Here is a 23,681-nt window from a genome sequence, read left to right as displayed (position 1 = left end):
GCATTCCTGCAGGACAGGCCACTCACCCTAGGGCGCAGCCGACGCCTGCGGAATCCAATTCGTTGCAATGCCGCCCGTCCACCTCAACACGGTCAGGTAGCGTTTGCCCAGCCGGAAACGCAACAGGCCCGGCATGGGCCGGGCCTGTCGAGGCATCTTCAGCGCGCAGGCGCGCCGAGGAAGCAATTACCAGCTGAAGCGCGGGCCGACGGTGTATTCCTTGTCGCCGTGGCGGTTCATCTTCAGCTCGCCGTTCAGGCCCCAGTTCTGGTTCAGCTTGACCTGACCACCCAGGCGGCCGTACCACTGGCCGTCGATGTCGACGCCGTGCTTCTTGGCGTAGTCTTCGTAGCCGACCATGCCGTAAACCTCGGCGTGGGCACCGAAGGCGGTGCGGATACCGGCTTCAGCGCTGTAGCCGTTGAAGTCCAGGCCGTGCTTGCGATCGAACTTCTGGTAGGCAACGCGGGCAACGAAGTCGGTCGACGGAGCGATTTCGACGTTGTAGCCGGCACCGACCTTCCACTGGTCAACCTTGATGTTGGTGTGGTCGACTTCCTGACGGCTGTATTCACCGAACGCGTGGAAGTTCGGCAGGAAGCCGTAGGAACCCTTGACGCCCCAGCCGTCAGCCTTGATGCCATCGACGTCGGTCTTGGCGTAGTCGGCTTCAGCGTAGTTGTACGACAGGTTCTCAGCAGCCGAAGCGGTGAACGGCAGGGCAGCGGCCAGGGCCAGAGCAATCAGCGAATTCTTCATGGGGGTACACCTTTACTTTCTTATGGTGTGCAGCAGCGCCAGGGCGCCATCGCATCGGGAATGTAAATTCTCCGTTATTCGCCACAACGCTCCCTGAAAACAATGGTCTTCGCATTGCTGAATTTTTGGGCTTGATTCAGGCTCCGTCTGGCATACGCGCGCGGCGCGCGTGCATCTGTAATCCTTCGACGATTGCAACAGGAGGTTGCCTTGCTCGTTTCCGATCCGCTGCGGACGTGTGTCCGCGCCGCTGTCTTTGCCTGCATTGCCCTCTTGTCGCCACACACCGCACATGCGCTGCAGGCGGCCGACTACCAGCGCGCCGAACGCGTGCATGACAGTCATCTGCGCGGTGCGCTGCGCAATGCTTCGGTCCTGCCCCACTGGCTGGCCGATGGACGATTCTGGTATGAGCGCGAAGACACTCAGGGCCGGCGCCAGGCGGTACTGGTCGATCCGGTCCAGGCGACACGCCAGACCCTGTTCGAACCCACTGCGCTGGACGCTGCGGTTGCGCCGCTCGGTGCCAGCGGGCCACGCCTGCGCCTGGCCAGCGTGCAGCAGGCGGACGATGGCCTGCGCCTGCGGTTCAGCGGAGAAGTGCCCGTCGATTGCCAATGGCCGCGCTGGCAATGCACACGTTCACCGGATGCGCGGCCGCCGGCCGATGCACTGCCTTCGCCCGTAGGCGATGCGTGGCTGCAGGTGCGCGACAACAACCTGTGGCTGCAGTCGCCTGGCACGGCGCCACGGGCACTGACCCACGGCGGAGAAGCCGGTAATGGCTATGGCGTGCTGCCGGACTTCGCCCTGCGCGGTATTCCACGCCGTCAGGGCCGGATGCCGGTGCGGCCGTTCGCGGTTGGCTGGTCTGCGGACGGGCGCTACGTGGCCGGCATCCGCTACGACGAACGCGCGCTGCAGGACTACCCCTATCTGGAAAGCAGCCCGACCCACAGCGCGCGGCCGCGCGTGCATACCGTGAAGCTGGGGGTGCTGGGCGATGCACACCAGGTGCGCGACACCCTGTTTGTGGTGGATACCCGCAGCGGTAGGCAGCATGACATCGCGCTGCCCGAGGGCTGGAACACGCTCAGTGAGGCCGGCATCCTGGGTTGGGACGGCGATCGGTTGTATGCCGTGATCGCGCACTTCGGCACACCGCGCAGGCTGCGCCTGGTGGAGATCGATGCCAACAGCGGTGCACTGCGCACGGTTCTGGAAGAAGCCAGCGACACTCGCCTGCAGCTCAACGTGTATTCCTACAATCGGCCAGCGGTGGCCATCCTGCCCGGGCAGGACACCGCCGTGTGGTTCTCGCAGCGCGATGGTTGGGGCCATCTGTACCGGGTGCGCCTGTCCGATGGCAAAGTGCTGCGCCAGCTCACCCGCGGCCACTGGGCGGTGCGCGACCTGCTGGGTGTGGACGCTGTCGGTGGCTGGGCGTACTTCAGCGCCGGTGGCGTCGACGATGGCGACCCCTACGTGCGCGGCCTGTACCGGGTATCGCTGCAGGGAGGGCCGATCCAGCGCCTCGCCGCCGATGGCTACGACCACATGGCCGATGCCGGTACCGGCGCGCTGTTCGGCGGGCGCGCACCCCAGGCGCTGTCGCCCAGCGGTGGCTATCTGGTGGACACCATTTCCCGTCTCGACCAGCCACCACGCACCGTGCTGCGGGCCAGCGATGACGGTCGCGAGCTGCTGGTGCTGGAAGCGGCGGACAACCGGGCAGTGCTTGCTGCGGGGTGGCGCCCACCGCGGCGCGAACGTCTGCTGGCCGCCGACGGGCGCACGCCGATCTTCGCCACCGTCTACCTGCCCCGCGACTATCGCGATGACGGCAGCTTCCCGGTGATCGATGCGATGTACGGCGGCGCCTTCATCAGCAATGCCCCGGTGACCTACGCCGAGGCGGTGTCCGCGCTGAATCCGGTGTCACGCGCCAGCCTGGCCGAGCTTGGCTTCGTGGTGGCCAGCATCGATGCGCGCGGCACCGGCGGCCGCGACAAGGCCTTCCATGACAGCAGCTTCCTGCACGGCGCCGATGTGCAGCTGGATGACCATGTGGCCGCGCTGCGCCAGCTGGGTGAACGCTACCCGGGCATCGACCTGCAGCGGGTCGGCATCTACGGGCATTCGTTCGGCGGTTACAGCGCGGCGCGGGCATTGCTGCGCTACCCGGCGTTCTACAAGGTGGGCGTGGCCTCGGCCGGCAGCCACAATTTCCAGGGCATGTACGGCGGCGCCCTGCACGGCATGGACCGGCTGTTCGGTGGCGTGCTGCCAGCCACGGCCATGACCGATGGCGTGCCGGCGCCCTTTGCCGGACTCGACAACGCAGCGCTGGCCGGCAACCTGCGCGGGCATCTGATGCTGGTCTATGGCGAGCTGGACGAAAACGCACCGCCGGCGCTGACCCTGCAGCTGGCCGCCGCCCTGAACAAGGCCCAGCGCAGCTACGACCTGCTGTACCTGGCCCGGCAGGACCACGAGCTGTTCCGCAACGACGCCACCTACACGCACCGCATGTGGGACTACTTCGTGCGCCACCTGGCCGGCCAGCAGCCACCGGATACGGTGCTGGCACCGCTGCCCGGTGGCCCGGGCTGAACGGGCGCCCAGAGGATATCGATCCCCGACGCTCTGGTTCGTCGTGTACTTGAAGGCCGTGCATGCGGCACGGTCCATCCGGAGGCAGGCAATGAGCTACATCGATGGTTTCGTCCTGGCGGTGCCCACCGCCAACAAAGAGAAGTTCCTCGCCCATGCACGCACAGGGGATCCCGTTTTCATCGAGTACGGCGCGCTGCGCGTGGTCGAGTGCTGGGGTGACGACGTACCGCACGGCAAGACCACCGACTTTTTCGGCGCGGTGAAAGCCACGCCGGACGAGACGGTGGTGTTTTCCTGGATCGAATGGCCGGACAAGCCGGCCCGCGACGCCGGCATGAAGAAGATGATGGAAGACCCAAGGTTTGATCCGGCGACGAATCCGATGCCGTTCGACGGCGCGCGGATGATCTACGGTGGCTTCGTGCCGATCTACGAACTGACCCGCTGAACCGGGCGGACGTGCTCAGCGCGCGTCCGTTTCATCGCTGGCGGAGGCATGGCCGGCGCCCAGTGCGGCGCCGGCGCCGAGGCCCACACCGCCCATGCCGGCCCCCATTCCGCCACCGCCGCCTCCGCCCGCACGACCGCCCTTGGCATCGCCGTCGTTGCGGCCCTTGCCACTGGCACTGCCCGGCCGGGTCGGCCCCTGCGGCGGTATCTGCAGGTCGGCCGGAATCGGCGCCAGGTCCAGCGCTTCGCGCACGAAGTCGCGCAGCGAGACCACCAGTTCGTGGGTATGCACCGGTCGCCCCTGTGCAAGATCGTTGGCAGCGCGCGCAGCCAGCCGCACCTGTTCGTCGGTGCCCAGCAGCAGGATGTCCGACAGCGCCGCTTCAACGGCATCGCGGATGCGGCGCGCGCGATCCGAGCGGGGTTCGGCGATGCCTTCGGCATCTTCGCGCTGGCGCAGGTCGCGGCGATGGCTGGGATCCACGCCCAGTTCGCCGGTGAACGAACCGCCCAGGGTCTTGTAGGCCGCCATCAGCGTGCGCAGCCGTTCGTTGATCTGCCGGTTCTCGCGCTCGCGGCGCTGTTGCAGGGTCTGCATCACCAGCAGGCGGATGCCCACGCCCAGCAGGGTGATCAGGACCAGGCCAGCCAAGGTGGACAGCACGCCCTGCCAGGAACTGAAGTCGATACCGCGCATGCCCGGGGCTCCAGCGGAAAGAACCTGCATCTTGCCCCGGACAGTGTCCCGGAAACGCGAAAGGCCCCACCACCCGGTGGGTGGCAGGGCCTTTGGTCACGGCGCGATTACTTGCGCTTGGCGGCCTTGCGCACGGCCTTCTTGGCCGGAGCCTTCTTGGCGGCGACCTTCTTCAGCGGGGCAGCCTTCTTGGCAACCGTCTTGCGGGTAGCGGCAACCTTCTTGCCAACTGCCTTCTTGGCAACGGCGGTCTTCTTGCCGACAACCTTCCTGGCAGCAGCGGTCTTCTTGCCGACGGCCTTCTTGGCCACAGCAGCCTTCTTGCCGACAACCTTCTTGGCGGCGGCGGTCTTCTTGGTGGCGACCTTCCTGGTGGCGGCAACCTTCTTGCCGACAACCTTCTTCGCAGCCACGGCCTTCTTGCCAGCGACCTTCTTGGCGGCGACGGTCTTCTTGGCCACAGCCTTCTTGGCGGTGGCGACCTTCTTGCCGACCACCTTCTTGGCGACGGCGGCCTTCTTGGTGGCAGCCTTCTTCACGGTGGCGACCTTCTTGCCGGCAGCCTTGGTGGCGGCCTTGGTGGTCTTCTTGGCAGCGGCGGCCTTCTTGGTCACAGCCTTGCCTGCAGCGGCCTTCTTCTTGGCCACTTCCTTCTTCAGGGCAGCGGCTTCGGCCTTGGCGTTCTTCTTGGCCGCTTCCAGCTTCTTCTTGGCGTTGGCAACAGTCTTGCCGACCGACTTGGCAGCCTTTTCGGCCTTCTTGGCAACGGTCTTCTCGACCTTGGCCACGGCCTTCTTGGCCTTGGCAACGCGGGTACCGGCAGCCTTGGTGGCGCGCTTGACGGTCTTCTTGACCGACTTCACTGCGTCTTCGGCAGCGTGGGCGATGGTCTCGCCAACGTTGGTGGCGGTTTCTTTGACGTTCTCGACAGCGTCGGTCACGACCGACACACCATTACCGTTGCTCATGTTGCCCTCCTGGGGGCCTTAAGTATCAAAACGGGGCGATGCTATACCGACATTGACGATCGTGGAACGGGGCATGCGCCACCAATCGCATCTGCTGCGACGGCGATGGTGTAGTCGACCATCCCTGCAGGCACACCGTGTTTACAGGAAACCCCTTTTTTTCAGTGCTGCGCCGCATGATCCGCGTCGTGACAGGCATTGGTTGTGTGCACCCGCCCGGATGCCGCGGAAGGCATGCAATATGGCGCGTCGCGGCACCGGGATGCGCAGAACTGCGCAAGTATCGTCCTGTATCCGCGCGACCTGCGGCTGACGTCCGCACACTGCCGGGCGCCGCCTCCGCTGTCGTCACCGGCCCAGCGCTGGTCGTCGCGATCCGCGCTCCCGGCGCGCGGTTTTCATGGCGCATTTATCCAGATCGCGACACACTCATTCAGCTTGTTTTACCGTAGAGCCGAACCGCCCCCATTCCCGCCAGCGAACCGACTCCCATGCGACCGCTACCTACCCTGCTCACGCTCGCAATCGCCGCCGCCTTCGGTGGCTTCGTTGCCACCGGCATCAACGCCCACCTGGACAACCGTGCCGATGCCGCTCCGCTTCCAGCGGTGGTGCCGACCATGGCGGCACTGCCAGCCGCAGTGGCCGGGCAGCAGGTTCCGTCACTGGCACCGATGCTGGAGAAGGCGATGCCGGCCGTGGTCAGCGTCAACACCAAGCAGGTGGTGCGCGTACGCAATCCCTTCTTCAACGACCCGTTCTTCCGCCGCCTGTTCCCGGACATCCCGCAGGAACGCATCAACGAATCGCTGGGCTCGGGCGTGATCATCGACGCCAGGGAGGGCCTGGTGCTGACCAACCACCATGTCATCGACAACGCCGATGACGTACAGGTGACACTGGCCGACGGGCGCACGGTCAAGGCCGAATTCCTCGGCTCGGACCGCGATACCGACATCGCGCTGATCCGTATTCCGGCGCAGAACCTGACCGACATCAAGCTCGGCAACAGCGACCAGCTGCGGGTGGGCGACTTCGTGGTGGCCATCGGCAATCCGTTCGGCTTCAGCCAGACGGTCACTTCGGGCATCGTCTCGGCGGTGGGCCGCAGTGGCATCCGCGGGCTGGGCTACCAGAACTTCATCCAGACCGACGCGTCGATCAACCCGGGCAACTCGGGTGGCGCGCTGGTCGACCTGCAGGGCCAGCTGGTCGGCATCAACACTGCCAGCTTCAACCCGCAGGGCAGCATGGCCGGCAACATCGGCCTGGGCCTGGCGATTCCCTCGAACCTGGCGCGCAGCGTGGTCGACCAGCTGGTCAAGCACGGCGTGGTGGTGCGCGGCACGCTGGGCGTGGAAAGCCAGAACCTGACCGCGCAGATCGCGCAGGGCCTGGGCCTGGGCGAAACCCGCGGTGCGCTGATCACCCGCGTGCTGGCCGGTTCGGCGGCGGCCGCCGCCGGCCTGAAGCCGGGCGACGTGGTGGTGTCGGCCAATGGCCAGCGCGTGGACAGCGCCGAAGCCCTGCACAACGTGGAAGGCCTGGCGGCGGTCGGCAGCCCGATGACGCTGGACGTACGCCGCGAAGGCAAGCCGCTGCAGATCAAGGCGACGCTGAAGGAACAGGCACGCGCGGTCACCGGCGACAGCCTGGACCCGCGCCTGGGCGGGGCCACCTTCGTCGACCTGCCCGAGTCGCTGCGCCAGTCAGGCGCCAGCGGCGTGCTGGTCAGCGAGGTCAAGCGCGGCAGCCGCGCCGCCAGCAACGGCCTGCAGCAGGGCGACATCATCACCGATGCCACCGTCGGTGAATTCGCCGACCTGGCCAGCTGGCGCGCCAACTTCCAGCAGCGCCCGCCGACGCTGGTGCTGCGCGTGCTGCGCAACAATGGCCAGCAGCAGGGCCAGCTCGTGATGCGCTGATCGCCCTGCCGTAACACCCCCTATACCCCGGCAATGCTATTGCTGTCAGTTCAGGTCGGCACCGCCGACTCCCGTTCCCCCATCGCAACAGGAGTGATTCGATGAGCCCCACCAATACCGAGAACCTGAAGGAACACCTGGGTGAAGCCGGTTCCCACCTGAAGCAGGCCGCTACGGCCGCCGGCGGTGCGATCAAGGGTGCAACCGGTGCAGCGACCGACGAGCTTCGCATCGGCAAGGCCAACGTCAAGGCTGAATTGTCCGACAGCGCACTGTCCGGCCTGGCCGCCGCCGAGTTCGGCGGTGCCGCCGCCAAGGAACAGGTCGATGCGCTGATGGACAAGGGCAAGGACCTGATCGACAGCGCCGCTGAACTGATCCGCGAACGTCCGCTGGCCTCGTTCGGCGTGGCCTTCGCAGCCGGCTGGATCATCGCCAAGCTGGCCCGCGGCAGCAGCGACAAGTAAGCCGCAGCGTGAGCGAAGACAACACGCAAGCGCCTGATCCGGCGGCCACCCCGCCGCTGGATGAGAGCATCCGCCAGGTCGGCGCGGCCGGTCGTGCCGCTGCCGATTCGGCCAAGCACACGGTGCGTTCGCTGCGCCGGCTGGCCTCGGCCGATTTCGCGCTGGCACGCAGTGCGTTCGGTCGTGCGCTGGCCTGGGCCGGCGTGGCGATCGTGTTCGGTGCCTCGGCCTGGCTGCTGATGGCCGCCACCCTCATCGCGCTGCTGCAGAGCTGGGGCCTGAGTTGGCTGCAGGCCCTGCTGATCACCTCCCTGCTGAGCCTGGCGGTCACCGGCTATGCGATCTGGCGGGTGTCCTACTTCTTCCACCACACCGGCATGCATGCCACCCGGCGCCAGCTGTCACGCCTGGGCCTGTTCGACGAGCCCAGCGAAGACGACCCCGATGCCGGCGTGCAGCTGCCCGAGGGCAAGCCATGAAGTTCGGCGCGCTGCAGCGGCGGGTGAAACGCTGCGAACAGGTGGTGACCGTGCGCCTGGGCGAGACCCAGGACCACTGGTCCACGCTCAGCCAGGTCTGGCGACAGGGTTGGTCGCCGCGGCGCATCGTGGTGGTCGGCCTGGCCGGTGGCTTCATCGCCGGCAAGCTGGAAGTCCCGGGCAAGGTCAACGGTGCCCGCTGGCTGCAGATGGTCGGTTCGGTCTCGAACCTGTTCGCCAGCGCGCAGGCGGCATTTGCCACGGCGATGGCGGCGCAGGCCGCGGCCACTGCCGACGACGCAGCCGAGGAAGCCGACGAGGCCAGCGAACAGGCACAGGCGGCAACGTCGGCGACCGCCGAGCGACCTGCGCCGGCAGCCCGGCCCGTGCCCGAACCGGAACTGCGCGAACCGCGGCCGGCCGAAGCGGCCACCGAGCTGTCCGAACGTTGATGCATGTAATCCGCCGCGCCGATCGCGGCCGGCGGATAATGCGCTCCCCTTTCCGGTTGATGCGTCGATGAGCGAGCCCCTCCTGTCCCCGTCACCGGCCGATCCCGAACAACCCGACGCACCGCTGCCCCCGCCGTCGCGTCCGCGCGGGCCGATGTCGCTGGTGGTGCTGGCGACCCTGGCAGTGGGCTACACGCTATGGGCGGCGCAGGACATCATCCTGCCGGTGCTGCTGGCGATGTTCTTCGCGCTGGTCGGCAATCCGATCCTGCGCCTGCTGCAGAAACTGTGGATTCCGCGTGCGCTGGGCGCACTGTTGATCCTCGGCGCCGGCCTGGGCGTGACCGGTTCGCTGGCCGTGCAGCTGATCGGCCCGGCCATGGACTGGGCACAGGAAGCCCCGCAGCAGCTGCGCAAGGTCGCCCGCCAGGTGCAGGACCTGACCAAGCCGGTGCAGCAGGCCAACCAGGCGGCGGAAAACTTCGCCCGCGTGGCCGGCGGTGACAGCAACCACAAGGTGCAGGTGATCCGCACCCAGCTGGACGACCCCTACCGCATGCTGACCCGCGCGCCGCGGCTGGCTGCCTCGGTGCTGGCGGTGGTGCTGCTGACGCTGTTCTTCATGATCTACGGGCAGAGCCTGCAGCGCGCGGCCATCGCCCTGTTCCCCAACCGCCAGCAGCAGCGCTTCACTACGGACATCCTGCGTTCGATCGAACGCGAGGTCTCGCGTTACGTGCTGACCATCAGCGTCATCAACACTCTGGTCGGGCTGGTGTTCGCCGGCGTGCTGATGCTGCTCGGTATCGGCCTGCAGGAAGCGCTGCTGTGGGGCACGGTGGCCGCGCTGCTGAATTTTGCGCCGTATGTGGGTCCGTTGATCGGTGTGGCGCTGATGCTGTTGATGGGCTTCGTCGAGTTCCGCGACCCGCTGCAGGCCCTGCTGCCAGCGGCCGCCTACCTGGGCCTGCACACACTGGAAGGGCAGATGGTGACCCCGATCGTGCTGGGCCGTCGGATGAAGCTGTCGCCGCTGGTGCTGATCCTGGCGCTGATGGTGTTCGGCTGGGCCTGGGGCATGATCGGGCTGCTGCTGGCGGTGCCGCTGCTGGTGTGCATCAAGCTGGTGCTGGCACGCCTGGACGGCATGCAGGGCTGGGCACGCCTGCTGGAGTGACGGCATCAACAACGGATGGACGCAGGTGGCGGAACCAGAAACAGGGACGAAGTGGCAGACTATGGCGCCCTACCCGGATGGATCCGCTCGGATGAACTCTCTCGCCACGCGTTGCCTTGCCTTGGCCTGCATTGCCGCTCCCGCGTTCGCCGCGACACCGCCGACTGCCGATCAGGCGCGCACTCAGCTTGCTGAGGCGGTTACCTGCAAGCGGCACCTCACGCCCATACAGTTCGACGCCATGGCCCGGATGCTGACACCGGCCCCGGCAAGGGTGCAGGACGGCGAATCCAGCGGCGAGTTCCGGCTGACCACGCCCTTGATGGTGCTGGGCCAGCCCGTGAACCGGCTGCAGTCCTATGACGGCGACAGCGGCGAGGATGGCATCGACAGTTTCACCGCGTACTTCAGCTCGGCCAGTGTGGAACAGGTCGCGGCACTGGCGAAGATGTCCGACCCGGTAGCAGGCACCTACACGAAGGAAGTTGGGCGGCACAACCTGGACGTGCAGCAGTTCGACGGCCAGACCACCATCGCCTGCTCGTACAACCTGCGCTGACCCGGCCCAGCCACAGTGCCCACCCGCCCGCCGCGTCGCATGAAAGCCCGTGCTGGCAGGGGTAGAATGGCGGGGTGAATTTCCCCGTCCAAGCCATCACCCTCGACCTTGACGACACGCTGTGGCCGTTCGCTCCGATCGGCGCCCGCATCGAACAGGTCCTGCACGCCTGGATGTGCGAACACAGCCCCGCTACCGCCGCGATGTATCCGGTGGAGGCGATGCGCGAACTGCGCGAGCGGCTGTACCACGCCCATCCGCACCTCCACCACGACCTGAGTGCGCTGCGCCGGCTGACCCTGCACGAAGCACTGCACACCAGCGGTGCCAGCCTCGATCTGCTGGAGCCTGCGTATGAAGTGTTCTACGCCGCGCGCAACCAGGTGGAGTGCTATCCCGATGCGATCGACGCGCTGGCGCGCATTGCCGCACGGGTACCGGTGGCGGCGCTGAGCAACGGCAACGCCGACCTGGAGCGGATCGGCCTGGCCCATCATTTCGCCTTCCAGCTGGGTTCGCGCGAACACGGCGCGGCCAAGCCCGAAGCCAGCATCTTCCATGCCGCGTGCACCCGCCTGGGTGTGGCACCGGCACAGGTGCTGCACGTCGGCGACCATGCCGACATGGACGTGGCCGGGGCGATTGCCGCCGGCCTGCGCGGCTGCTGGATCAACCGCGACGCAGCCACCTGGACCCATCCGCAGCTGCAGCCGGACCTGCAGTTCGACACCCTTACCGGCCTGGCCGACTGGTTGGATGCCAACCTCGACGCCGCCGCACCCCGGAGTACCTGACGCATGAGCGAGATCACTGGTTTCACCGCCGACACCGCTGCGGCGCTGCCGTTGTACGTGCTGGACCGCGAGCAGTTCGCCGCCTGGAAGGACAGCCAGCCGGCTGCCACGCAGGCGTGGCTGGCATCGCAGGGCTTCAACGCCGGCGCCCACAGCGTGGCACTGCTGCCGGGCGCCGATGGCCTGGCCGGTGCCGTGATGGGCGTGGGTGATCGTGCCGATGCCTACAGCTATGCGCATGCGCCGCACGCGCTGCCGGAAGGCAGCGTCTGGCAGCTGGCCAATGAACTGCCTGCCGCCGAACTGGCGCTGCTGCAGCTGGGCTGGGGCCTGGGCAGCTACCGCTTTGACCGCTATCGCAAGCGCAACCGCGCACCGGCGCAGCTGGTGGCCTCGCCGACCGGCGAAGTGGCCGACCTGATCGCCGCCAGCCTGCGCGTGCGCGACTGGGTCAACACCCCGACCGAAGACATGGGCCCGCAGCAGCTGGAAGACGCCGCGCGCGCGCTGGCCCATGCACATGGTGCGCAGGTCGAGGCGATTACCGGCGACGAACTGCTGAAGCAGAATTTCCCGGCCATCCACGCCGTGGGCCGCGCTTCGCACCGTGCGCCGCGCCTGGTCGTGCTGCGCTGGGGCAGGGAAACCGACCCGGCACTGGTGCTGGTCGGCAAGGGCGTGTGCTTCGATACCGGCGGGCTGGACATCAAGCCGGCCGACGGCATGCGCAACATGAAGAAGGACATGGGCGGCGCCGCGCACGCACTGGCCCTGGCCGGCCTGGTGATGGCGCGCGGGCTGCCGGTGCGCCTGACCCTGCTGGTGCCGGCAGTGGAAAACGCGATCGGCCCCGATGCGTTCCGTCCGGGCGAGGTCATCGCCACCCGCAAGGGCCTGAGCGTGGAGATCGACAACACCGACGCCGAGGGCCGCGTGATCCTGTGCGACGCATTGACCTTCGCCGGTGAGCAGAAACCGGACCTGGTGCTGGACTTCGCCACCCTCACCGGTGCCGCGCGCATCGCCCTGGGCCCGGACCTGCCGGCGCTGTTCAGCAACGACGACACGGTGGCCCAGCAGTGGCTGCAGGCCGGTGACGCGACCCGCGACCCGGTCTGGCGCATGCCGCTGTGGCGCCCCTACCTGCGCTACCTGAGCAGCGGCATCGCCGACCTGGCCAACGCCGGTTCGCGCATGGCCGGCTCGGTTACCGCCGCGCTGTACCTGGAACGCTTCCTGGAAGACGGCCAGCGCTGGGCGCATCTGGACGTGTATGCCTGGAACGACGGCGAGCGCCCGGGCCGTCCGGCCGGTGGCGAAGCGCTGGCGCTGCGCTCGGCGTGGGCGATGCTGAAGCAGCGCTACAGCTGATCGGGTGGGTGCCGACCGTTGGTCGGCACCCCGTCCCCGGAAAATCTGACGAAAAATTGAATTTCGGCCCCGGCCGGGTTCTGCGAGGATGTGTGGGTCGACCACCCACACGCTCCGTGAAGGCAGGACTCCGACCATGTCGCTCTTCCGCTACACCCGCGCTGGCCAGACGCCTGGCGCGCCACGCAAGCATTCACCCCTGCTCTGGATCGCACTGATCGCACTCATCCTGGGTGCGGTCGCGCTGGCCTTCGCCTGGCTGGCCGGCTGGATTGGCGGCCGCCTGACCGCGCAGCGCTTCACCGACACCATCGAAGCCACCGGCCCGGCACATCCCGGGTTCCGCCGGGCGCACAGCAAGGGCATCTGCGTGAGCGGCTGGTTCGAACCCAGTGCACAGGCCCCTACCCTGTCCAGTGCACGGGTGTTCTCGCAGCGCCGCGTGCCGGTGATGGGCCGCCTGTCGATCGGCGGCGGTGATCCCTACGGCGCCGACAACACCGCGCGCGTACGCAGCCTGGCGGTGCAGCTGGTCAGCGATGACGGCCAGGAATGGCGGATGGCAATGAACAGCTTCCCGTTCTTCGCGGTGCCCGATGCCGAGGCGTTCTACGAGCAGACGCGCGCCTCCATTCCCGACCCGGCCACCGGCAAGCCCGACCCGCAGAAGATGGCCGCGGTGCTGGCGAAATACCCCAGTGCACAGGCGTTCCAGCAGTGGGCCAGGACGGCACCTTGGACCAGCAGCTGGGCTGACACCACCTTCAACAGCGTCAACAGCTTCTGGTTCACCAACGCGCAGGGCCAGAAGCGCGCGGTGCGCTGGCGCTGGCAGCCGCAGGCGCCGGTGGTGGAGATGGATGCGGAAACGCGCAAGCAGGCCAGCGTCGATTTCCTCAGCCAGGAACTGCAACAGCGCATGGCCAGCGGCCCGGTGCGCTGGAACCTGGTCGTCACCACCGCCGAGCCCGGTGATGCCATTGATGATCCCTCGGTGCCGTGGCCCGAGTCGCGTGATCAGGTGGTGGCCGGCGTACTCAGCCTGGACCGCATGCAGTCGCAGGAAAAAGGCGCGTGCGGCCAGATCAACTTCGATCCGCTGATTCTGCCCAGCGGCGTGCGCGGCAGTGACGATCCGATCCTGGCCGCACGCTCTGCGGTGTACTCGCAATCCTTCAACCGCCGCGAGCGCGAGCGCGCCAGCGGCAACGTCGAGCAACCGAAGGAGGCCGCACGATGAGCACCGGCAACGGCCACTTCAACCTGCTGGCGCGGGTGCTGCACTGGACCATGGCGCTGATGATCATCGCCATGCTGTTCATCGGCGTGACCATGGTCGCCTCGCTGCACCTGCGGCCGATGCTGATCGACCTGCACCGACCACTGGGCATCGCGATCCTGCTGCTGGTGCTGCTGCGCCTGTACAACCGGCTGCGCCATCGCCCGCCGCCGCTGCCGGCGGATCTTCCGGTATGGCAGGTGATGGCGGCCAAGGCCTCGCACTGGATGCTGTATGCGCTGATGCTGGCGATGCCATTGATCGGCTGGGCGATGCTGTCGGCCGGCGGTTACCCGATCGTGCTGTGGGGTGGCCTGCACCTGCCGCCGATCGTGCCGCACACCCCGGCGTTGTATGCCGCGCTGCGCAATGCGCACAGCTTGTTGGCGTATGTGTTGTTCGCCACGGTGCTGATGCACGTGGGTGCGGCGTTGTTCCACCTGTGGGTGCGGCGCGATGGCGTGTTCCAGGCGATGGCGCGCGGGAAGGATTGAGCGGATTCGCCGGGTGTTCCCGGCGGATTGTTTCCGCGACTGCGGAGGGGTGTCACTTTCTTTGCGCGCAAAGAAAGTAACCAAAGAAACACGCCGCCAGATCGCGAGCCGGTGCTGCGCACCGGTGCCCTGCGCTTCTCGGTGAATCAGGGGACGGCGCCGAACTCGCTGCGCTCAGACATCGGCGCCTCTACGCCCCTGATTCCCCTGCGATGCTCGGCTCGCTAAAAGGCGGACCCGACGTCAAAGGCAAAAGCTGCACCCCGTAGATCCACGCCGCGCGTGAATGCTCTTGTTGTTGATCTTGCCCTTCAAATCCGCCTTGAGCGAGCCGAGCACCGCAGGTCCGGCGAGGGCGAAGAGGTGCGGGTGTCTGAGCGCAGCGAGTTCCCGCGCCGTCCCTCGACGGACCGAGGAGCGCAGGGCACCGGCGTGCGAAGCACGCCGGCTCGCGGCCGGCGGAGCGTTTCTTTGGTTACTTTCTTTGCGCGCAAAGAAAGTGACACCCACCCGCGGTCGCGGAAACATCATTGGGAACAGCTGGGCGCCGCTACAACCACCCCTTCTGCCGCGCCAGCCGGTACGCCTCGATCCGGTTGGCCACGCCCAGCTTGCCGATGCACTCGGACAGGTAATTGCGCACCGTGCCATGCGACAACCCCAGCTGCTCGGCAATCTCGCTGGCGGTACGGCCCTCGCCCGCCAGCCGCAGCACGCGGCGTTCGCGGTCGGTCAGCGGGTCGGCCTGCGACCACGCATCCAGTGCCAGCTGTGGGTCGATCGCGCGGATGCCCTGTTTCACCTTGCGCAGGGCATCAGCCAGGTTCTCGGCCGGTGCGTCCTTCAGCAGGTAGCCCAGCACGCCCGCTTCCAGCGCGCGGCGCAGGAAGCCGGCACGGGCGAAGGTGGTCACGATCACGACCTTGATCGGCAACTCGTGGCGGGCGATGCGCTGGGCCAGTTCCAGCCCGGACAGGCCAGGCATTTCGATGTCAGTGACCAGAATGTCCGGCTGCAGCTGCTGCAGCATGCGCCACGCCGCCTCGCCGTCGGCAGCGCTGCCCAGCACCTCGATGTCCGGCTCCAGGCCCAGCAGCGCCGACAATGCACCGCGCACCATCGCCTGGTCTTCGGCCAGCAGGATGCGGATCATGCGGCACCATCCCGTGCCAATGACGCTGGCGACAGCGGCGTGGTCGCGGCCACCAGTGGCACGCGCACGGTCACTACCGTGCCTTCTCCGCGCGACGACTGCAGTGACAACTGGCCGCCCAGCGCCATCGCCCGTTCGCGCATGCCACACAATCCGTTGCCCTCGGCCTGTACGCCACCGCGGCCGTCATCGCGTATCTGCATCACCAACTGTCGTTCCTCAAGCATGAAATCCACCTGCACCCGGGTCGCCTGTGCGTGGCGCACGATGTTGGTCGCAGCCTCGCGCAGCACCAGCGCCAGCCCACGTTCCACGTCGACCGGCATCGGCGGCGGCGGTGTGTACTGCAGGTGTACCTGCTGGCATTCCAGCAGCAGGCGCGCCGAGGCCAGCTCGCCGGCCAGGTCGCTGGCGCGGATGCCGGTCACCGCACTGCGCACCTGGGCCAGCGCCTCGCGGGCGATCGCTTCGGCTTCGCCGATCTCCTGCCGCGCGCGCGCGCCATCACGGTCGTACAGCTTGCGCGCCAGCTCCAGCTTCAGCGTGATCAGCGACAGCGTGTGGCCCAGCAGGTCATGCAGATCGCGGCCGATGCGCTCGCGCTCGGCGGTAGTGGCCAGCCGCCGCACCTCGTCCTGGGACAGCTGCAGGGCAACGTCCCGTTGATGGCTCAAGGCCTCCACGTTCACCACCAGGCCGACGATGAACGACACGGCCGGCATCCACACCATGGCTTGCCACGGATAGCCGACGTAGAGCGCAGCGCCGCAGAACAACAGGTTCAGGCCGGTGAGCTGCAACAGGTACACCCACCAGCCGCCACGGCTGCTCATGCGGATCATCACGCAACCGAACACGAAGTAGCTCAGTCCCGACGGATACCACGGCAGCAGCACCAGGGCCATCAGGATCATGCCCAGCGCATAGCGCCATGCGTGGTGCCGTGGCGCCAGCATCACCTTCGCATAGAGCAGCAGGAACAGCGGATAGCTGGCCACGGTCAGCAGCAGCCAGCGCACCGTGAAGCCATTGCCGAGCACCGGGGTAAGGAAGATCCAGACCGACCACAGCAGGTGGATCGCACCACTCCAGGGCGACTTGCCACGCCTCAGCAGGTCGGCCACCGCCGAGTCCGGTGCGGGGCGCAGCAGGGACGCAAGCCAGCTCGACGACACGGAAGAATCCAGGCGGGAATGATCGCTGCCGATCATGCCAGTTCAGCCGATCCGGCGCAGGCGGCGGCGCGCCAGCAGCAGCGCCACCACCGTGACCGCCAGCAGCACCAGCAGGTGGCCGGCCATGCTGCCCACCGACGGCAGCCCGACCACCGGCAGCGCCAGCTGCGCCAGATGCCAGGTCGGCCACAGCGGTGCCATCATCGAGAACAGCTGGGGCAGCGCCGACAACGGCAGCCACAGGCCCGACAGCAGGGCCAGCGGCAGGTAGACCAGGTTGACCATCGCCGGCGCCGCGCTGGCACTGACATGACTGCCGATCAGCAGGCCGATCGCCCCCAGCGGCAGCGCTGCCAGGCCCGCCACCGCCAGCAGCTGCAGCATCTGCACTGCCTGCAGCTGCACGCCACCCAGCGCGCGCGCCACCCCGATCAACAGGGCGGCTACCAGCAACGCGAACATCACGGCCATCGCCAGTCGCGCCAGCAACGGTGCCGCCGCCGGCATCGGCAGCGCTCGCTTGAGGGTCAGCAGGCCGCCTTCACGGTCCAGCGCCAGCTGCACGCCGAAGCCGAAAAGGGCCGGGGCCATCGCACCGAACACGCAGTAGGTGGCCAGCAGGTAGAGCGGTGCATGGCCGCGGCCCAACAGCACGCCGAACAACAGGTAGAACAGCACCGGGAACAGCAGCGAAGGCACCGCGAAGGCGGGTGTACGCCAGGCGCGGCGCAGCTCGGCCACCAGTTCAGCGCCGTACGGGCGCAAGGCCTGGCGCCACGCCGATACCGGCGCGGGTGTAGTGCCGGTACGGGTCATCGTGTTCATGCGGCCTCCCGGGTCATGTCGAGGAAAGCGTCGGCCAGTGCCGCGCCCTGTACTTCCAGCTCACGCAGCTGTGCATCGGCGGCCAGCAGGCGCGCCACCACCGGCTCGGCCGGGCTTGCCATCAACTGCAGGTGCTCGCCATCACGCTGCACCTGCTGCACGCCCGGCCACTGCTGTACGTCTTCAACAGTCAGCACGCTGCGGCAGCGGATGCGGCGCGGCCGATCGGCCAGTCGCAGCTCGCTCAACGGCGCATCGGCCAGCACCCGGCCCTGCTCCAGCACCAGCACCTGCTGCGCCAGCGCTTCGGCCTCTTCCAGATAGTGGGTGGTCAGCAGCACGCCGCAGCCTTCGGCCACCAGCTGCCGGATTGCCTGCCACATCGCCTGCCGCGCCTGGATGTCCAGGCCTGTGGTGGGCTCGTCCAGGAACAGCACGCGCGGGCGGCCACACAGCGCGATGGCGAACTGCACCGCGCGCTGCTGGCCACCGGACAGCTGACCGTAGCGACGGCCTGCCAGTGCCTGCAGGCCTGCGCGCTGCAGCACCTCCTGCAGCGGCATCGGGTCCGGATAGCAGGCGCTGGCCTGCGCCACCAGTTCGTCCACCTGCAGCATCGGCGGCAGGCTGGTGCTCTGCAGCATCACGCCCAGGCCGAGGCGGCTGCTGCGCTGCTGCGGGTCGCCACCGAGCAGCTCGACCTGGCCGGCATCGGCGCGGCGCAGGCCCAACAGCACGCTGATCGCGGTACTCTTGCCGGCACCGTTGCGGCCCAGCAATGCCAGCACCTGGCCAGCGCGGACCTGCAGGTCGATGCCCTGCAGGGCGGTATGGTCGCGGTAGCGCACCTGCACCTGCTGCAGGCGGGCCAGCGACGGGGCGATCGGATCCATGGGCGGTACCGGTAGCGGGGACGTTGCCATCCTGTGCCGCCGTGGTCACATTTCGCAGTTGCCGCCGTCAGTGTCATCGGATGACAGCTGTCACTGCCGTCATCGCTGTGCCTGCCTTCATGCTGTGCCGCACGCTCCACCGCCGGAACCGCCGCCGTCCGCGCTTCCGGCCACACCCGCCCGAACGCCTGTGATGGAACGAATGAACGCTTCTGCCGAGCTGTTGAAGGAACTCCGTATCGACCGCAAGTCGCCGCCGCCCGCCTCCGGTGGTGGCAGCAATGGCGGTGGCCGTCGTTGGCTGTGGATCGCGATCATCGTGGTCGTGCTGCTGATCGCCGCTGCCGTGGCCTTCCTGCTCGGCCGCGCGCCGGCCGTGGAGGTGGAAACCGCGCCGGCGGTGGCCATCCAGCAGGGCAACGCCAGCAGTTCAGTGCTCGATGCCAGCGGGTATGTGGTGGCCCGGCGCATGGCCACGGTCTCGGCCAAGATCACCGGCAAGGTGCGCGAGGTGATGATCGAGGAGGGCATGCGCGTGGAGCAGGGCCAGATCATGGCCACGCTGGACCCGATCGATGCCGACGCCCAACGCAGCCTGTATGCCTCGCAGTTGCAGGCCGCGCGCAGCCAGGTGGCCGGGCTGGAGGCACAGCAGAAGCAGGCCGCCGCCGAAGCCAGCCGCCTGCAGGCGCTGGTCGGCCAGCAACTGGTGTCACGTTCGCAGTACGACCAGGCCGTGGCCCAGCGTGACAGCCTGCGTGCGCAGCTGGAAACGGCCCAGCGCAACGTCAAGGTCGCCAACGACCAGCTGGCCATTGCCGATCTGGGCGTGGACAACAACATCGTGCGCGCGCCGTTCTCCGGCGTGGTCACCGCCAAGGCCGCGCAGCCGGGCGAAATCGTTTCGCCGCTGTCGGCGGGCGGTGGTTTCACCCGTACCGGCATCGGCACCATCGTCGACATGGACTCGCTGGAGATCGAAGTCGAGGTCGGCGAGGCCTTCATCGGCCGCGTGCAACCGAAGATGCCGGTGGAAGCCACGCTCAATGCCTATCCGGAGTGGAAGATTCCGGGCGAGGTCATCGCCATCATCCCCACTGCCGACCGCGGCAAGGCCACGGTGAAGGTGCGCGTGGCGCTGAAGGTGAAGGACCCGCGCATCGTGCCGGAGATGGGCGTGCGGGTCAGCTTCCTGGAGCAGGCGCAGCCGCAGGCGGCCGCCAAACCGCAGGGCGTGCGCGTGCCGGCTGGCGCGGTGGTCCAGCGCGAGGGCGCCTCGGTGGCCTTCGTACTGGGCGACCAGAGCCGCGTGCAGCAGCGCACGGTCGAGGCCGGCCAGGCGATGGGCAAGGACCGCCAGATCCTCAAGGGCGTCAGCGCGGGTGAGTCGGTGGTGGTGAACCCGCCGGACACCCTGCGCGATGGCGCCAAGGTGCAACAGAAACAAGCGCAGTAACGGCCTGGCGCCCATGGGCGCCGCCGGCAACACCGCTCGACGCACGCCTGCGGCCACCGCAGGTGCGCTTCCCCGTTTCCCGCCTTCCGTGGAGAACCACCCATGTCGACCCTGGTTTCACTGCGCAACATCACCAAGACCTACCAGCGTGGCCCCGAGAAAGTGCAGGTGCTGCACGGCATCGACCTGGACATCGCCAGCGGCGACTTCGTCGCGCTGATGGGCCCGTCCGGCTCGGGCAAGACCACCCTGCTCAACCTGATCGGCGGCCTGGACAACCCCAGCGGCGGCGAGATCAGCATCGAAGGCGAGCGCATCGACCAGATGAGCGGCGGCCAGCTGTCGACCTGGCGCAGCCACCACGTCGGCTTCGTGTTCCAGTTCTACAACCTGATGCCGATGCTGACCGCGCAGAAGAACGTGGAGCTGCCGCTGCTGCTGACCCATCTCAATGCCGCGCAGCGCCGCCGCAATGCCGAGATCGCGCTGACCCTGGTCGGCCTGGCCGACCGCCGCAGCCATCGCCCCAATGAACTGTCCGGCGGCCAGCAGCAGCGCGTGGCGATCGCGCGGGCGATCGTCTCCGACCCGACCTTCCTGATCTGCGACGAACCCACCGGCGACCTCGACCGCCAGTCCGCCGAGGAGATCCTCGGCCTGCTGCAGCAGCTCAACCGCGAACACGGCAAGACCATCATCATGGTCACCCATGACCCGAAGGCCGCCGAGTACGCCACGCACACGGTGCACCTGGACAAGGGCGAGCTGGCCGACGCGCCGCTGGCCCACTGACGGAGGCCACGGCGATGAAATACTTCTCGTTGGTGTGGGCGCAGCTGTTCCGCAGCCGCACGCGCACCCTGTTGACCCTGCTGTCGGTGGTGGCCGCGTTCCTGCTGTTCGGCATGCTCGACTCGGTGCGCGTGGCGTTCTCGTCCGGCGGCAGCGTGGAAGGCGCCAATCGCCTGGTGGTGGCCTCGCGGCTGTCGATCACCCAGTCGCTGCCGATCCGCCTGGAAACCCAGATCCGCCAGGTGGCCGGCGTGCGCGACGTGGCCTACGGCATGTGGTTCGGCGGCATCTACCAGGATCCAAAGAACTTCTTCCCGAACTTCTCAGTGTCGCCCAACTACTTCGATGTCTACCGCGAACTGCAGATCGATCCGGCCCAGCTGGAGGACTGGAAGCAGACCCGCACCGGCGCCATCGTCGGCGAATCGCTGGCCAAGCAGTTCGGCTGGAAGATCGGCGACACCATCCCGTTACAGGCCACGATCTTCCCGCGCGGCGGCAGCAACGACTGGCCGCTGGAACTGAAGGGCATCTACCGTTCCAAGGACCGAGCGCTGGCGGCCAACGAAGAACGCCAGTTGATGATGAACTGGAAGTACTTCGATGAATCCAACGACTACATCAAGAACCAGGTGAGCTGGTACACGGTGACGCTGGACAACCCGGATCATTCCTCGCGGGTAGCGCAGGCCATTGATGCAATCTCGGCCAACTCCGACCACGAGACCAAGACCCAGACCGAGTCGGCGTTCCAGCAGGCCTTCGTCAAGCAGTTCGCCGACATCGGCATGATCGTCACTTCAATCATGGGCGCGGTGTTCTTCACCCTGCTGCTGTTGACCGGCAACACCATGGCGCAGGCCGTGCGCGAGCGCGTGCCGGAGCTGGCCACGCTGAAGACGCTGGGCTTCAAGGACAGCACCGTGCTGACCCTGGTGATGGTGGAGTCGGTGCTGCTGATCGGCCTGGGCGGCCTGATCGGCATGGGCCTGGCCGCACTGATCCTGCCGGCGATCGGCCCGAAGAGCATGGGCATGCTGCCGCCACACGTACCGACGCCGACCTGGCTGATGGGGCTGGGCCTGATCGTGGTGATCGGCATCATCGTCGGGTTGTTGCCGGCGCTGCGTGCCAAGCGCCTGAAGATCGTCGACGCACTGGCCGGCCGCTGAGGAGGACACCGACATGTTCAAGAGCAAACTCAAGAAATGGCTGGGCAACGGCCTGACGGTGCTGCTGCTGGTGATCGGCCTGGTGCTGTGGATCAGCCTGCCGTGGTTTGGCGTGCTGGCCGTGGCCGTGCTGGTGGCACTGTGGCTGCTGCTGACCCGTGGCGGACGGTTGGCGCTGGCCGCCACCCGCATCGGCGTGGCCAGCCTGCCGCAGCGCTGGGGCGCGTCCTCGGTGATCGTGGTCGGCATCGCCGGCGTGGTCGGCGTGCTGGTGGCGATGCTGGCGATGGGCGAAGGCTTCCAGGCCACGCTCAACAACACCGGCGACGACACCACCGCCATCGTGCTGCGCGGCGGCTCGCAGGCCGAGACCAACTCGGTCATCACCCGCGAGCAGGTGCCGACGTTGTCCACCCTGCCCGGTATCAGCCGCGATGGCGAAGGCCGGCCGCTGCTGTCGCCGGAGCTGTCGCAGGTGGTCAACCTGGTGTCGAAGTCCGACGGCACCGACGTCAACGCGCAGTTCCGCGGCGTTGGTCCGCAGGCCTGGGCCGTGCATGACAAGGTCAAGATCATCGAAGGCCGCAAGTTCGCAGCCGGCCTGCGCGAGATCGTGGTCGGCCAGGGTGCCAAGGGCCAGTTCCGCGACATGGACGTGGGCAGGACGCTGACCCTGGGCAACCAGACCTGGACCGTGGTCGGCGTGTTCGCCACCGGCGATGCGCACGATTCGGAGCTGTGGACCGACGCCGATACGCTGGCCACCACCTACCAGCGCAGCGCCTGGCAGTCGATCAGCGTGCGTACCGATGGCAAGGCCGGCTTCGAACAGTTCAAGGCAGCGGTCGCCGCTGACCCGCGCCTGAAACTGGACGTGGAAACCACCCGTGTCTACTACAGCAAGCAGGGCGGCGGGCTGACCAAGCTGATCGACATCCTCGGCAAGGTGATCGGCACGATCATGGCGGTGGGTGCAGTGTTCGGCGCACTCAACACCATGTATGCGGCCGTGGCCACCCGTGCGCGCGAGATCGCCACCATGCGCGCGATCGGCTTCCGCGGCCTGCCGGTGGTGACGGCGGTGATGCTGGAGACCATGCTGCTGGCGTTGCTGGGTGGCCTTCTGGGGTGTGCGGTGGCGTGGCTGCTGTTCAATGGCTACAGCGTGTCCACCATCGGCAGCAACTTCAGCGCGGTGGTGTTCAAGTTCCACGTGTCGCCGGAACTGCTGTGGACCGGACTGAAATGGGCGCTGGGCATCGGCCTGGTCGGCGGCCTGTTCCCGGCGCTGCGCGCGGCCCGTTTGCCGATCACCACGGCGTTGCGCGAAACCTGAGCATCACGCAGCGGTGGACTGCGCATCACGCAGGGGACGGAGCGAAGGCTCCGTCCCTTTTCTTTTGCGCGTCATCCACGCTTGGTGGTGAGCCAGGACGTCCAGTAGATCCACGCCGTGCGTAGATGGATGCCGGCGCACGCGCACGGCTACAGATTGCGGGAAATACGCCGCTATCGATGCCTCTGCCCATCGCAAGCGCAACGCGCGTGACGTTGCGCACATCTCATCTGTGGATTGTTGGTTGCGATTCATTTTCGCGCACATCCGCGGCGCAGAGGCAAACAGTTACGAATGGAAACATTCTAGAATCGCCCCCCCACGTTGGTTTGCAGCACCCCACGCGTCCATAGAACGGGCGCTTGTTTTTCCTGAAACACGAGATTTCACGG

Annotated in this window: 23 protein-coding genes; 16 read left to right on the top strand and 7 right to left on the bottom strand. The window is 67.4% G+C overall.

The window, feature by feature from the left end; genetic code table 11:
* Positions 1-186: 186 nt before the first annotated feature.
* A complete protein-coding gene (locus tag Q9Q79_RS01440) occupies positions 187-759 on the bottom strand; it encodes an Ax21 family protein (protein WP_005407747.1) in 573 nt (190 codons plus the stop codon).
* Positions 760-969: 210 nt separating this feature from the next.
* On the opposite strand from Q9Q79_RS01440, the gene Q9Q79_RS01435 reads away from it, so the two are divergent.
* Both Q9Q79_RS01435 and Q9Q79_RS01430 read left to right on the top strand, forming a co-directional pair.
* A complete protein-coding gene (locus Q9Q79_RS01435; RefSeq protein ID WP_201863753.1) occupies positions 970-3,372 on the top strand; it encodes a DPP IV N-terminal domain-containing protein in 2,403 nt (800 codons plus the stop codon).
* A gap of 91 nt (positions 3,373-3,463) precedes the next feature.
* Positions 3,464-3,823 carry a DUF1428 domain-containing protein gene (locus Q9Q79_RS01430; protein ID WP_201863755.1) on the top strand — a complete coding sequence of 120 codons (360 nt, stop codon included), beginning with the start codon at positions 3,464-3,466 and terminating at the stop codon, positions 3,821-3,823.
* A gap of 15 nt (positions 3,824-3,838) precedes the next feature.
* On the opposite strand, the gene Q9Q79_RS01425 is transcribed toward Q9Q79_RS01430, so the two are convergent.
* Together Q9Q79_RS01425 and Q9Q79_RS01420 are read right to left on the bottom strand one after the other, a co-directional pair.
* Positions 3,839-4,522 (bottom strand): hypothetical protein, encoded by a 684-nt coding sequence (locus Q9Q79_RS01425; RefSeq protein WP_043035179.1) that lies wholly within the window; start codon positions 4,520-4,522, stop codon positions 3,839-3,841.
* 107 nt (positions 4,523-4,629) lie between these two features.
* Positions 4,630-5,490 (bottom strand): hypothetical protein, encoded by an 861-nt coding sequence (locus Q9Q79_RS01420; RefSeq protein ID WP_043035180.1) that lies wholly within the window; start codon positions 5,488-5,490, stop codon positions 4,630-4,632.
* Positions 5,491-5,981: 491 nt separating this feature from the next.
* Here Q9Q79_RS01420 and Q9Q79_RS01415 point away from each other — a divergent pair, with 491 nt between their 5' ends.
* The 10 genes from Q9Q79_RS01415 to Q9Q79_RS01370 all read left to right on the top strand — a co-directional run bounded on the left by Q9Q79_RS01415 (position 5,982) and on the right by Q9Q79_RS01370 (position 14,487).
* Positions 5,982-7,415 carry a Do family serine endopeptidase gene (locus Q9Q79_RS01415; protein WP_012478904.1) on the top strand — a complete coding sequence of 478 codons (1,434 nt, stop codon included), beginning with the start codon at positions 5,982-5,984 and terminating at the stop codon, positions 7,413-7,415.
* 101 nt (positions 7,416-7,516) lie between these two features.
* Complete coding sequence (locus Q9Q79_RS01410) at positions 7,517-7,882, top strand: hypothetical protein (protein WP_004153835.1); 366 nt, start codon at positions 7,517-7,519, stop codon at positions 7,880-7,882.
* Positions 7,883-7,890: 8 nt separating this feature from the next.
* The gene (locus Q9Q79_RS01405) at positions 7,891-8,361 is read left to right on the top strand and encodes a phage holin family protein (RefSeq protein WP_099498329.1); all 471 of its coding nucleotides are present in this window, start codon (positions 7,891-7,893) and stop codon (positions 8,359-8,361) included.
* Positions 8,358-8,813, top strand: coding sequence for a protein sip-5 (locus Q9Q79_RS01400; protein ID WP_099498328.1), 456 nt, complete (start codon positions 8,358-8,360; stop codon positions 8,811-8,813). The genes Q9Q79_RS01405 and Q9Q79_RS01400 overlap by 4 nt, the downstream gene beginning before the upstream one ends.
* 67 nt (positions 8,814-8,880) lie before the next feature.
* The gene (locus Q9Q79_RS01395) at positions 8,881-9,990 is read left to right on the top strand and encodes an AI-2E family transporter (protein ID WP_099498327.1); all 1,110 of its coding nucleotides are present in this window, start codon (positions 8,881-8,883) and stop codon (positions 9,988-9,990) included.
* Between the two features lie 241 nt (positions 9,991-10,231).
* Positions 10,232-10,549, top strand: a complete 318-nt coding sequence (locus Q9Q79_RS01390) for a hypothetical protein (protein WP_223846454.1) — start codon at positions 10,232-10,234, stop codon at positions 10,547-10,549.
* Between the two features lie 74 nt (positions 10,550-10,623).
* Positions 10,624-11,343 (top strand): HAD-IA family hydrolase, encoded by a 720-nt coding sequence (locus Q9Q79_RS01385; RefSeq protein ID WP_049441851.1) that lies wholly within the window; start codon positions 10,624-10,626, stop codon positions 11,341-11,343.
* 3 nt (positions 11,344-11,346) lie between these two features.
* Positions 11,347-12,714, top strand: coding sequence for a M17 family metallopeptidase (locus tag Q9Q79_RS01380; protein ID WP_012478900.1), 1,368 nt, complete (start codon positions 11,347-11,349; stop codon positions 12,712-12,714).
* A 136-nt stretch (positions 12,715-12,850) separates the two neighbouring features.
* Positions 12,851-13,954 (top strand): catalase family peroxidase, encoded by a 1,104-nt coding sequence (locus Q9Q79_RS01375; protein WP_076739070.1) that lies wholly within the window; start codon positions 12,851-12,853, stop codon positions 13,952-13,954.
* The gene (locus Q9Q79_RS01370) at positions 13,951-14,487 is read left to right on the top strand and encodes a cytochrome b (RefSeq protein WP_088436371.1); all 537 of its coding nucleotides are present in this window, start codon (positions 13,951-13,953) and stop codon (positions 14,485-14,487) included. Before Q9Q79_RS01375 ends, Q9Q79_RS01370 begins: the two co-directional genes overlap by 4 nt.
* Before the next feature lie 550 nt (positions 14,488-15,037).
* Here the strand turns inward: Q9Q79_RS01370 and Q9Q79_RS01365 are convergent.
* Genes Q9Q79_RS01365 through Q9Q79_RS01350 form a run of 4 tightly spaced genes read right to left on the bottom strand, consistent with a single transcriptional unit; the run spans position 15,038 to position 18,533 of the window.
* Positions 15,038-15,640, bottom strand: a complete 603-nt coding sequence (locus Q9Q79_RS01365) for a response regulator transcription factor (protein ID WP_005407733.1) — start codon at positions 15,638-15,640, stop codon at positions 15,038-15,040.
* Positions 15,637-16,851, bottom strand: coding sequence for a sensor histidine kinase (locus Q9Q79_RS01360; protein WP_062605992.1), 1,215 nt, complete (start codon positions 16,849-16,851; stop codon positions 15,637-15,639). Before Q9Q79_RS01360 ends, Q9Q79_RS01365 begins: the two co-directional genes overlap by 4 nt.
* Before the next feature lie 6 nt (positions 16,852-16,857).
* A complete protein-coding gene (locus Q9Q79_RS01355; protein WP_062605995.1) occupies positions 16,858-17,640 on the bottom strand; it encodes an ABC transporter permease in 783 nt (260 codons plus the stop codon).
* A complete protein-coding gene (locus tag Q9Q79_RS01350; RefSeq protein WP_111118135.1) occupies positions 17,637-18,533 on the bottom strand; it encodes an ABC transporter ATP-binding protein in 897 nt (298 codons plus the stop codon). Before Q9Q79_RS01350 ends, Q9Q79_RS01355 begins: the two co-directional genes overlap by 4 nt.
* Positions 18,534-18,735: 202 nt before the next feature.
* Here Q9Q79_RS01350 and Q9Q79_RS01345 point away from each other — a divergent pair, with 202 nt between their 5' ends.
* From Q9Q79_RS01345 to Q9Q79_RS01330, 4 genes are all read left to right on the top strand, one after another.
* Positions 18,736-19,989, top strand: coding sequence for an efflux RND transporter periplasmic adaptor subunit (locus Q9Q79_RS01345; RefSeq protein ID WP_201863756.1), 1,254 nt, complete (start codon positions 18,736-18,738; stop codon positions 19,987-19,989).
* A gap of 102 nt (positions 19,990-20,091) precedes the next feature.
* Positions 20,092-20,781 (top strand): ABC transporter ATP-binding protein, encoded by a 690-nt coding sequence (locus Q9Q79_RS01340; RefSeq protein WP_004137569.1) that lies wholly within the window; start codon positions 20,092-20,094, stop codon positions 20,779-20,781.
* A 14-nt stretch (positions 20,782-20,795) separates the two neighbouring features.
* Positions 20,796-21,953 carry an ABC transporter permease gene (locus Q9Q79_RS01335; protein WP_005407727.1) on the top strand — a complete coding sequence of 386 codons (1,158 nt, stop codon included), beginning with the start codon at positions 20,796-20,798 and terminating at the stop codon, positions 21,951-21,953.
* A 13-nt stretch (positions 21,954-21,966) separates the two neighbouring features.
* Positions 21,967-23,289, top strand: a complete 1,323-nt coding sequence (locus Q9Q79_RS01330) for an ABC transporter permease (protein ID WP_005407726.1) — start codon at positions 21,967-21,969, stop codon at positions 23,287-23,289.
* Positions 23,290-23,681 lie beyond the last annotated feature (392 nt).

This window comes from Stenotrophomonas sp. a6 (genome assembly GCF_030913325.1).
In the GTDB taxonomy this organism is placed as follows: Bacteria; Pseudomonadota; Gammaproteobacteria; order Xanthomonadales; family Xanthomonadaceae; genus Stenotrophomonas; species Stenotrophomonas maltophilia.
Note: the sequence above shows the minus strand (reverse complement) of the source record. Positions and strands in the feature narration are given on the sequence as shown.

Coding starts and splice junctions, on each gene's coding strand:
- Q9Q79_RS01440 (WP_005407747.1), bottom strand. CDS start 759: ATGAAGAATTCGCTGATTGCTCTGGCCCTGGCCGCTGCCCTGCCGTTC.
- Q9Q79_RS01430 (WP_201863755.1), top strand. CDS start 3,464: ATGAGCTACATCGATGGTTTCGTCCTGGCGGTGCCCACCGCCAACAAA.
- Q9Q79_RS01425 (WP_043035179.1), bottom strand. CDS start 4,522: ATGCGCGGTATCGACTTCAGTTCCTGGCAGGGCGTGCTGTCCACCTTG.
- Q9Q79_RS01420 (WP_043035180.1), bottom strand. CDS start 5,490: ATGAGCAACGGTAATGGTGTGTCGGTCGTGACCGACGCTGTCGAGAAC.
- Q9Q79_RS01415 (WP_012478904.1), top strand. CDS start 5,982: ATGCGACCGCTACCTACCCTGCTCACGCTCGCAATCGCCGCCGCCTTC.
- Q9Q79_RS01410 (WP_004153835.1), top strand. CDS start 7,517: ATGAGCCCCACCAATACCGAGAACCTGAAGGAACACCTGGGTGAAGCC.
- Q9Q79_RS01400 (WP_099498328.1), top strand. CDS start 8,358: ATGAAGTTCGGCGCGCTGCAGCGGCGGGTGAAACGCTGCGAACAGGTG.
- Q9Q79_RS01395 (WP_099498327.1), top strand. CDS start 8,881: ATGAGCGAGCCCCTCCTGTCCCCGTCACCGGCCGATCCCGAACAACCC.
- Q9Q79_RS01390 (WP_223846454.1), top strand. CDS start 10,232: ATGGCCCGGATGCTGACACCGGCCCCGGCAAGGGTGCAGGACGGCGAA.
- Q9Q79_RS01380 (WP_012478900.1), top strand. CDS start 11,347: ATGAGCGAGATCACTGGTTTCACCGCCGACACCGCTGCGGCGCTGCCG.
- Q9Q79_RS01375 (WP_076739070.1), top strand. CDS start 12,851: ATGTCGCTCTTCCGCTACACCCGCGCTGGCCAGACGCCTGGCGCGCCA.
- Q9Q79_RS01370 (WP_088436371.1), top strand. CDS start 13,951: ATGAGCACCGGCAACGGCCACTTCAACCTGCTGGCGCGGGTGCTGCAC.
- Q9Q79_RS01365 (WP_005407733.1), bottom strand. CDS start 15,640: ATGATCCGCATCCTGCTGGCCGAAGACCAGGCGATGGTGCGCGGTGCA.
- Q9Q79_RS01360 (WP_062605992.1), bottom strand. CDS start 16,851: ATGATCGGCAGCGATCATTCCCGCCTGGATTCTTCCGTGTCGTCGAGC.
- Q9Q79_RS01355 (WP_062605995.1), bottom strand. CDS start 17,640: ATGAACACGATGACCCGTACCGGCACTACACCCGCGCCGGTATCGGCG.
- Q9Q79_RS01350 (WP_111118135.1), bottom strand. CDS start 18,533: ATGGATCCGATCGCCCCGTCGCTGGCCCGCCTGCAGCAGGTGCAGGTG.
- Q9Q79_RS01345 (WP_201863756.1), top strand. CDS start 18,736: ATGAACGCTTCTGCCGAGCTGTTGAAGGAACTCCGTATCGACCGCAAG.
- Q9Q79_RS01340 (WP_004137569.1), top strand. CDS start 20,092: ATGTCGACCCTGGTTTCACTGCGCAACATCACCAAGACCTACCAGCGT.
- Q9Q79_RS01335 (WP_005407727.1), top strand. CDS start 20,796: ATGAAATACTTCTCGTTGGTGTGGGCGCAGCTGTTCCGCAGCCGCACG.
- Q9Q79_RS01330 (WP_005407726.1), top strand. CDS start 21,967: ATGTTCAAGAGCAAACTCAAGAAATGGCTGGGCAACGGCCTGACGGTG.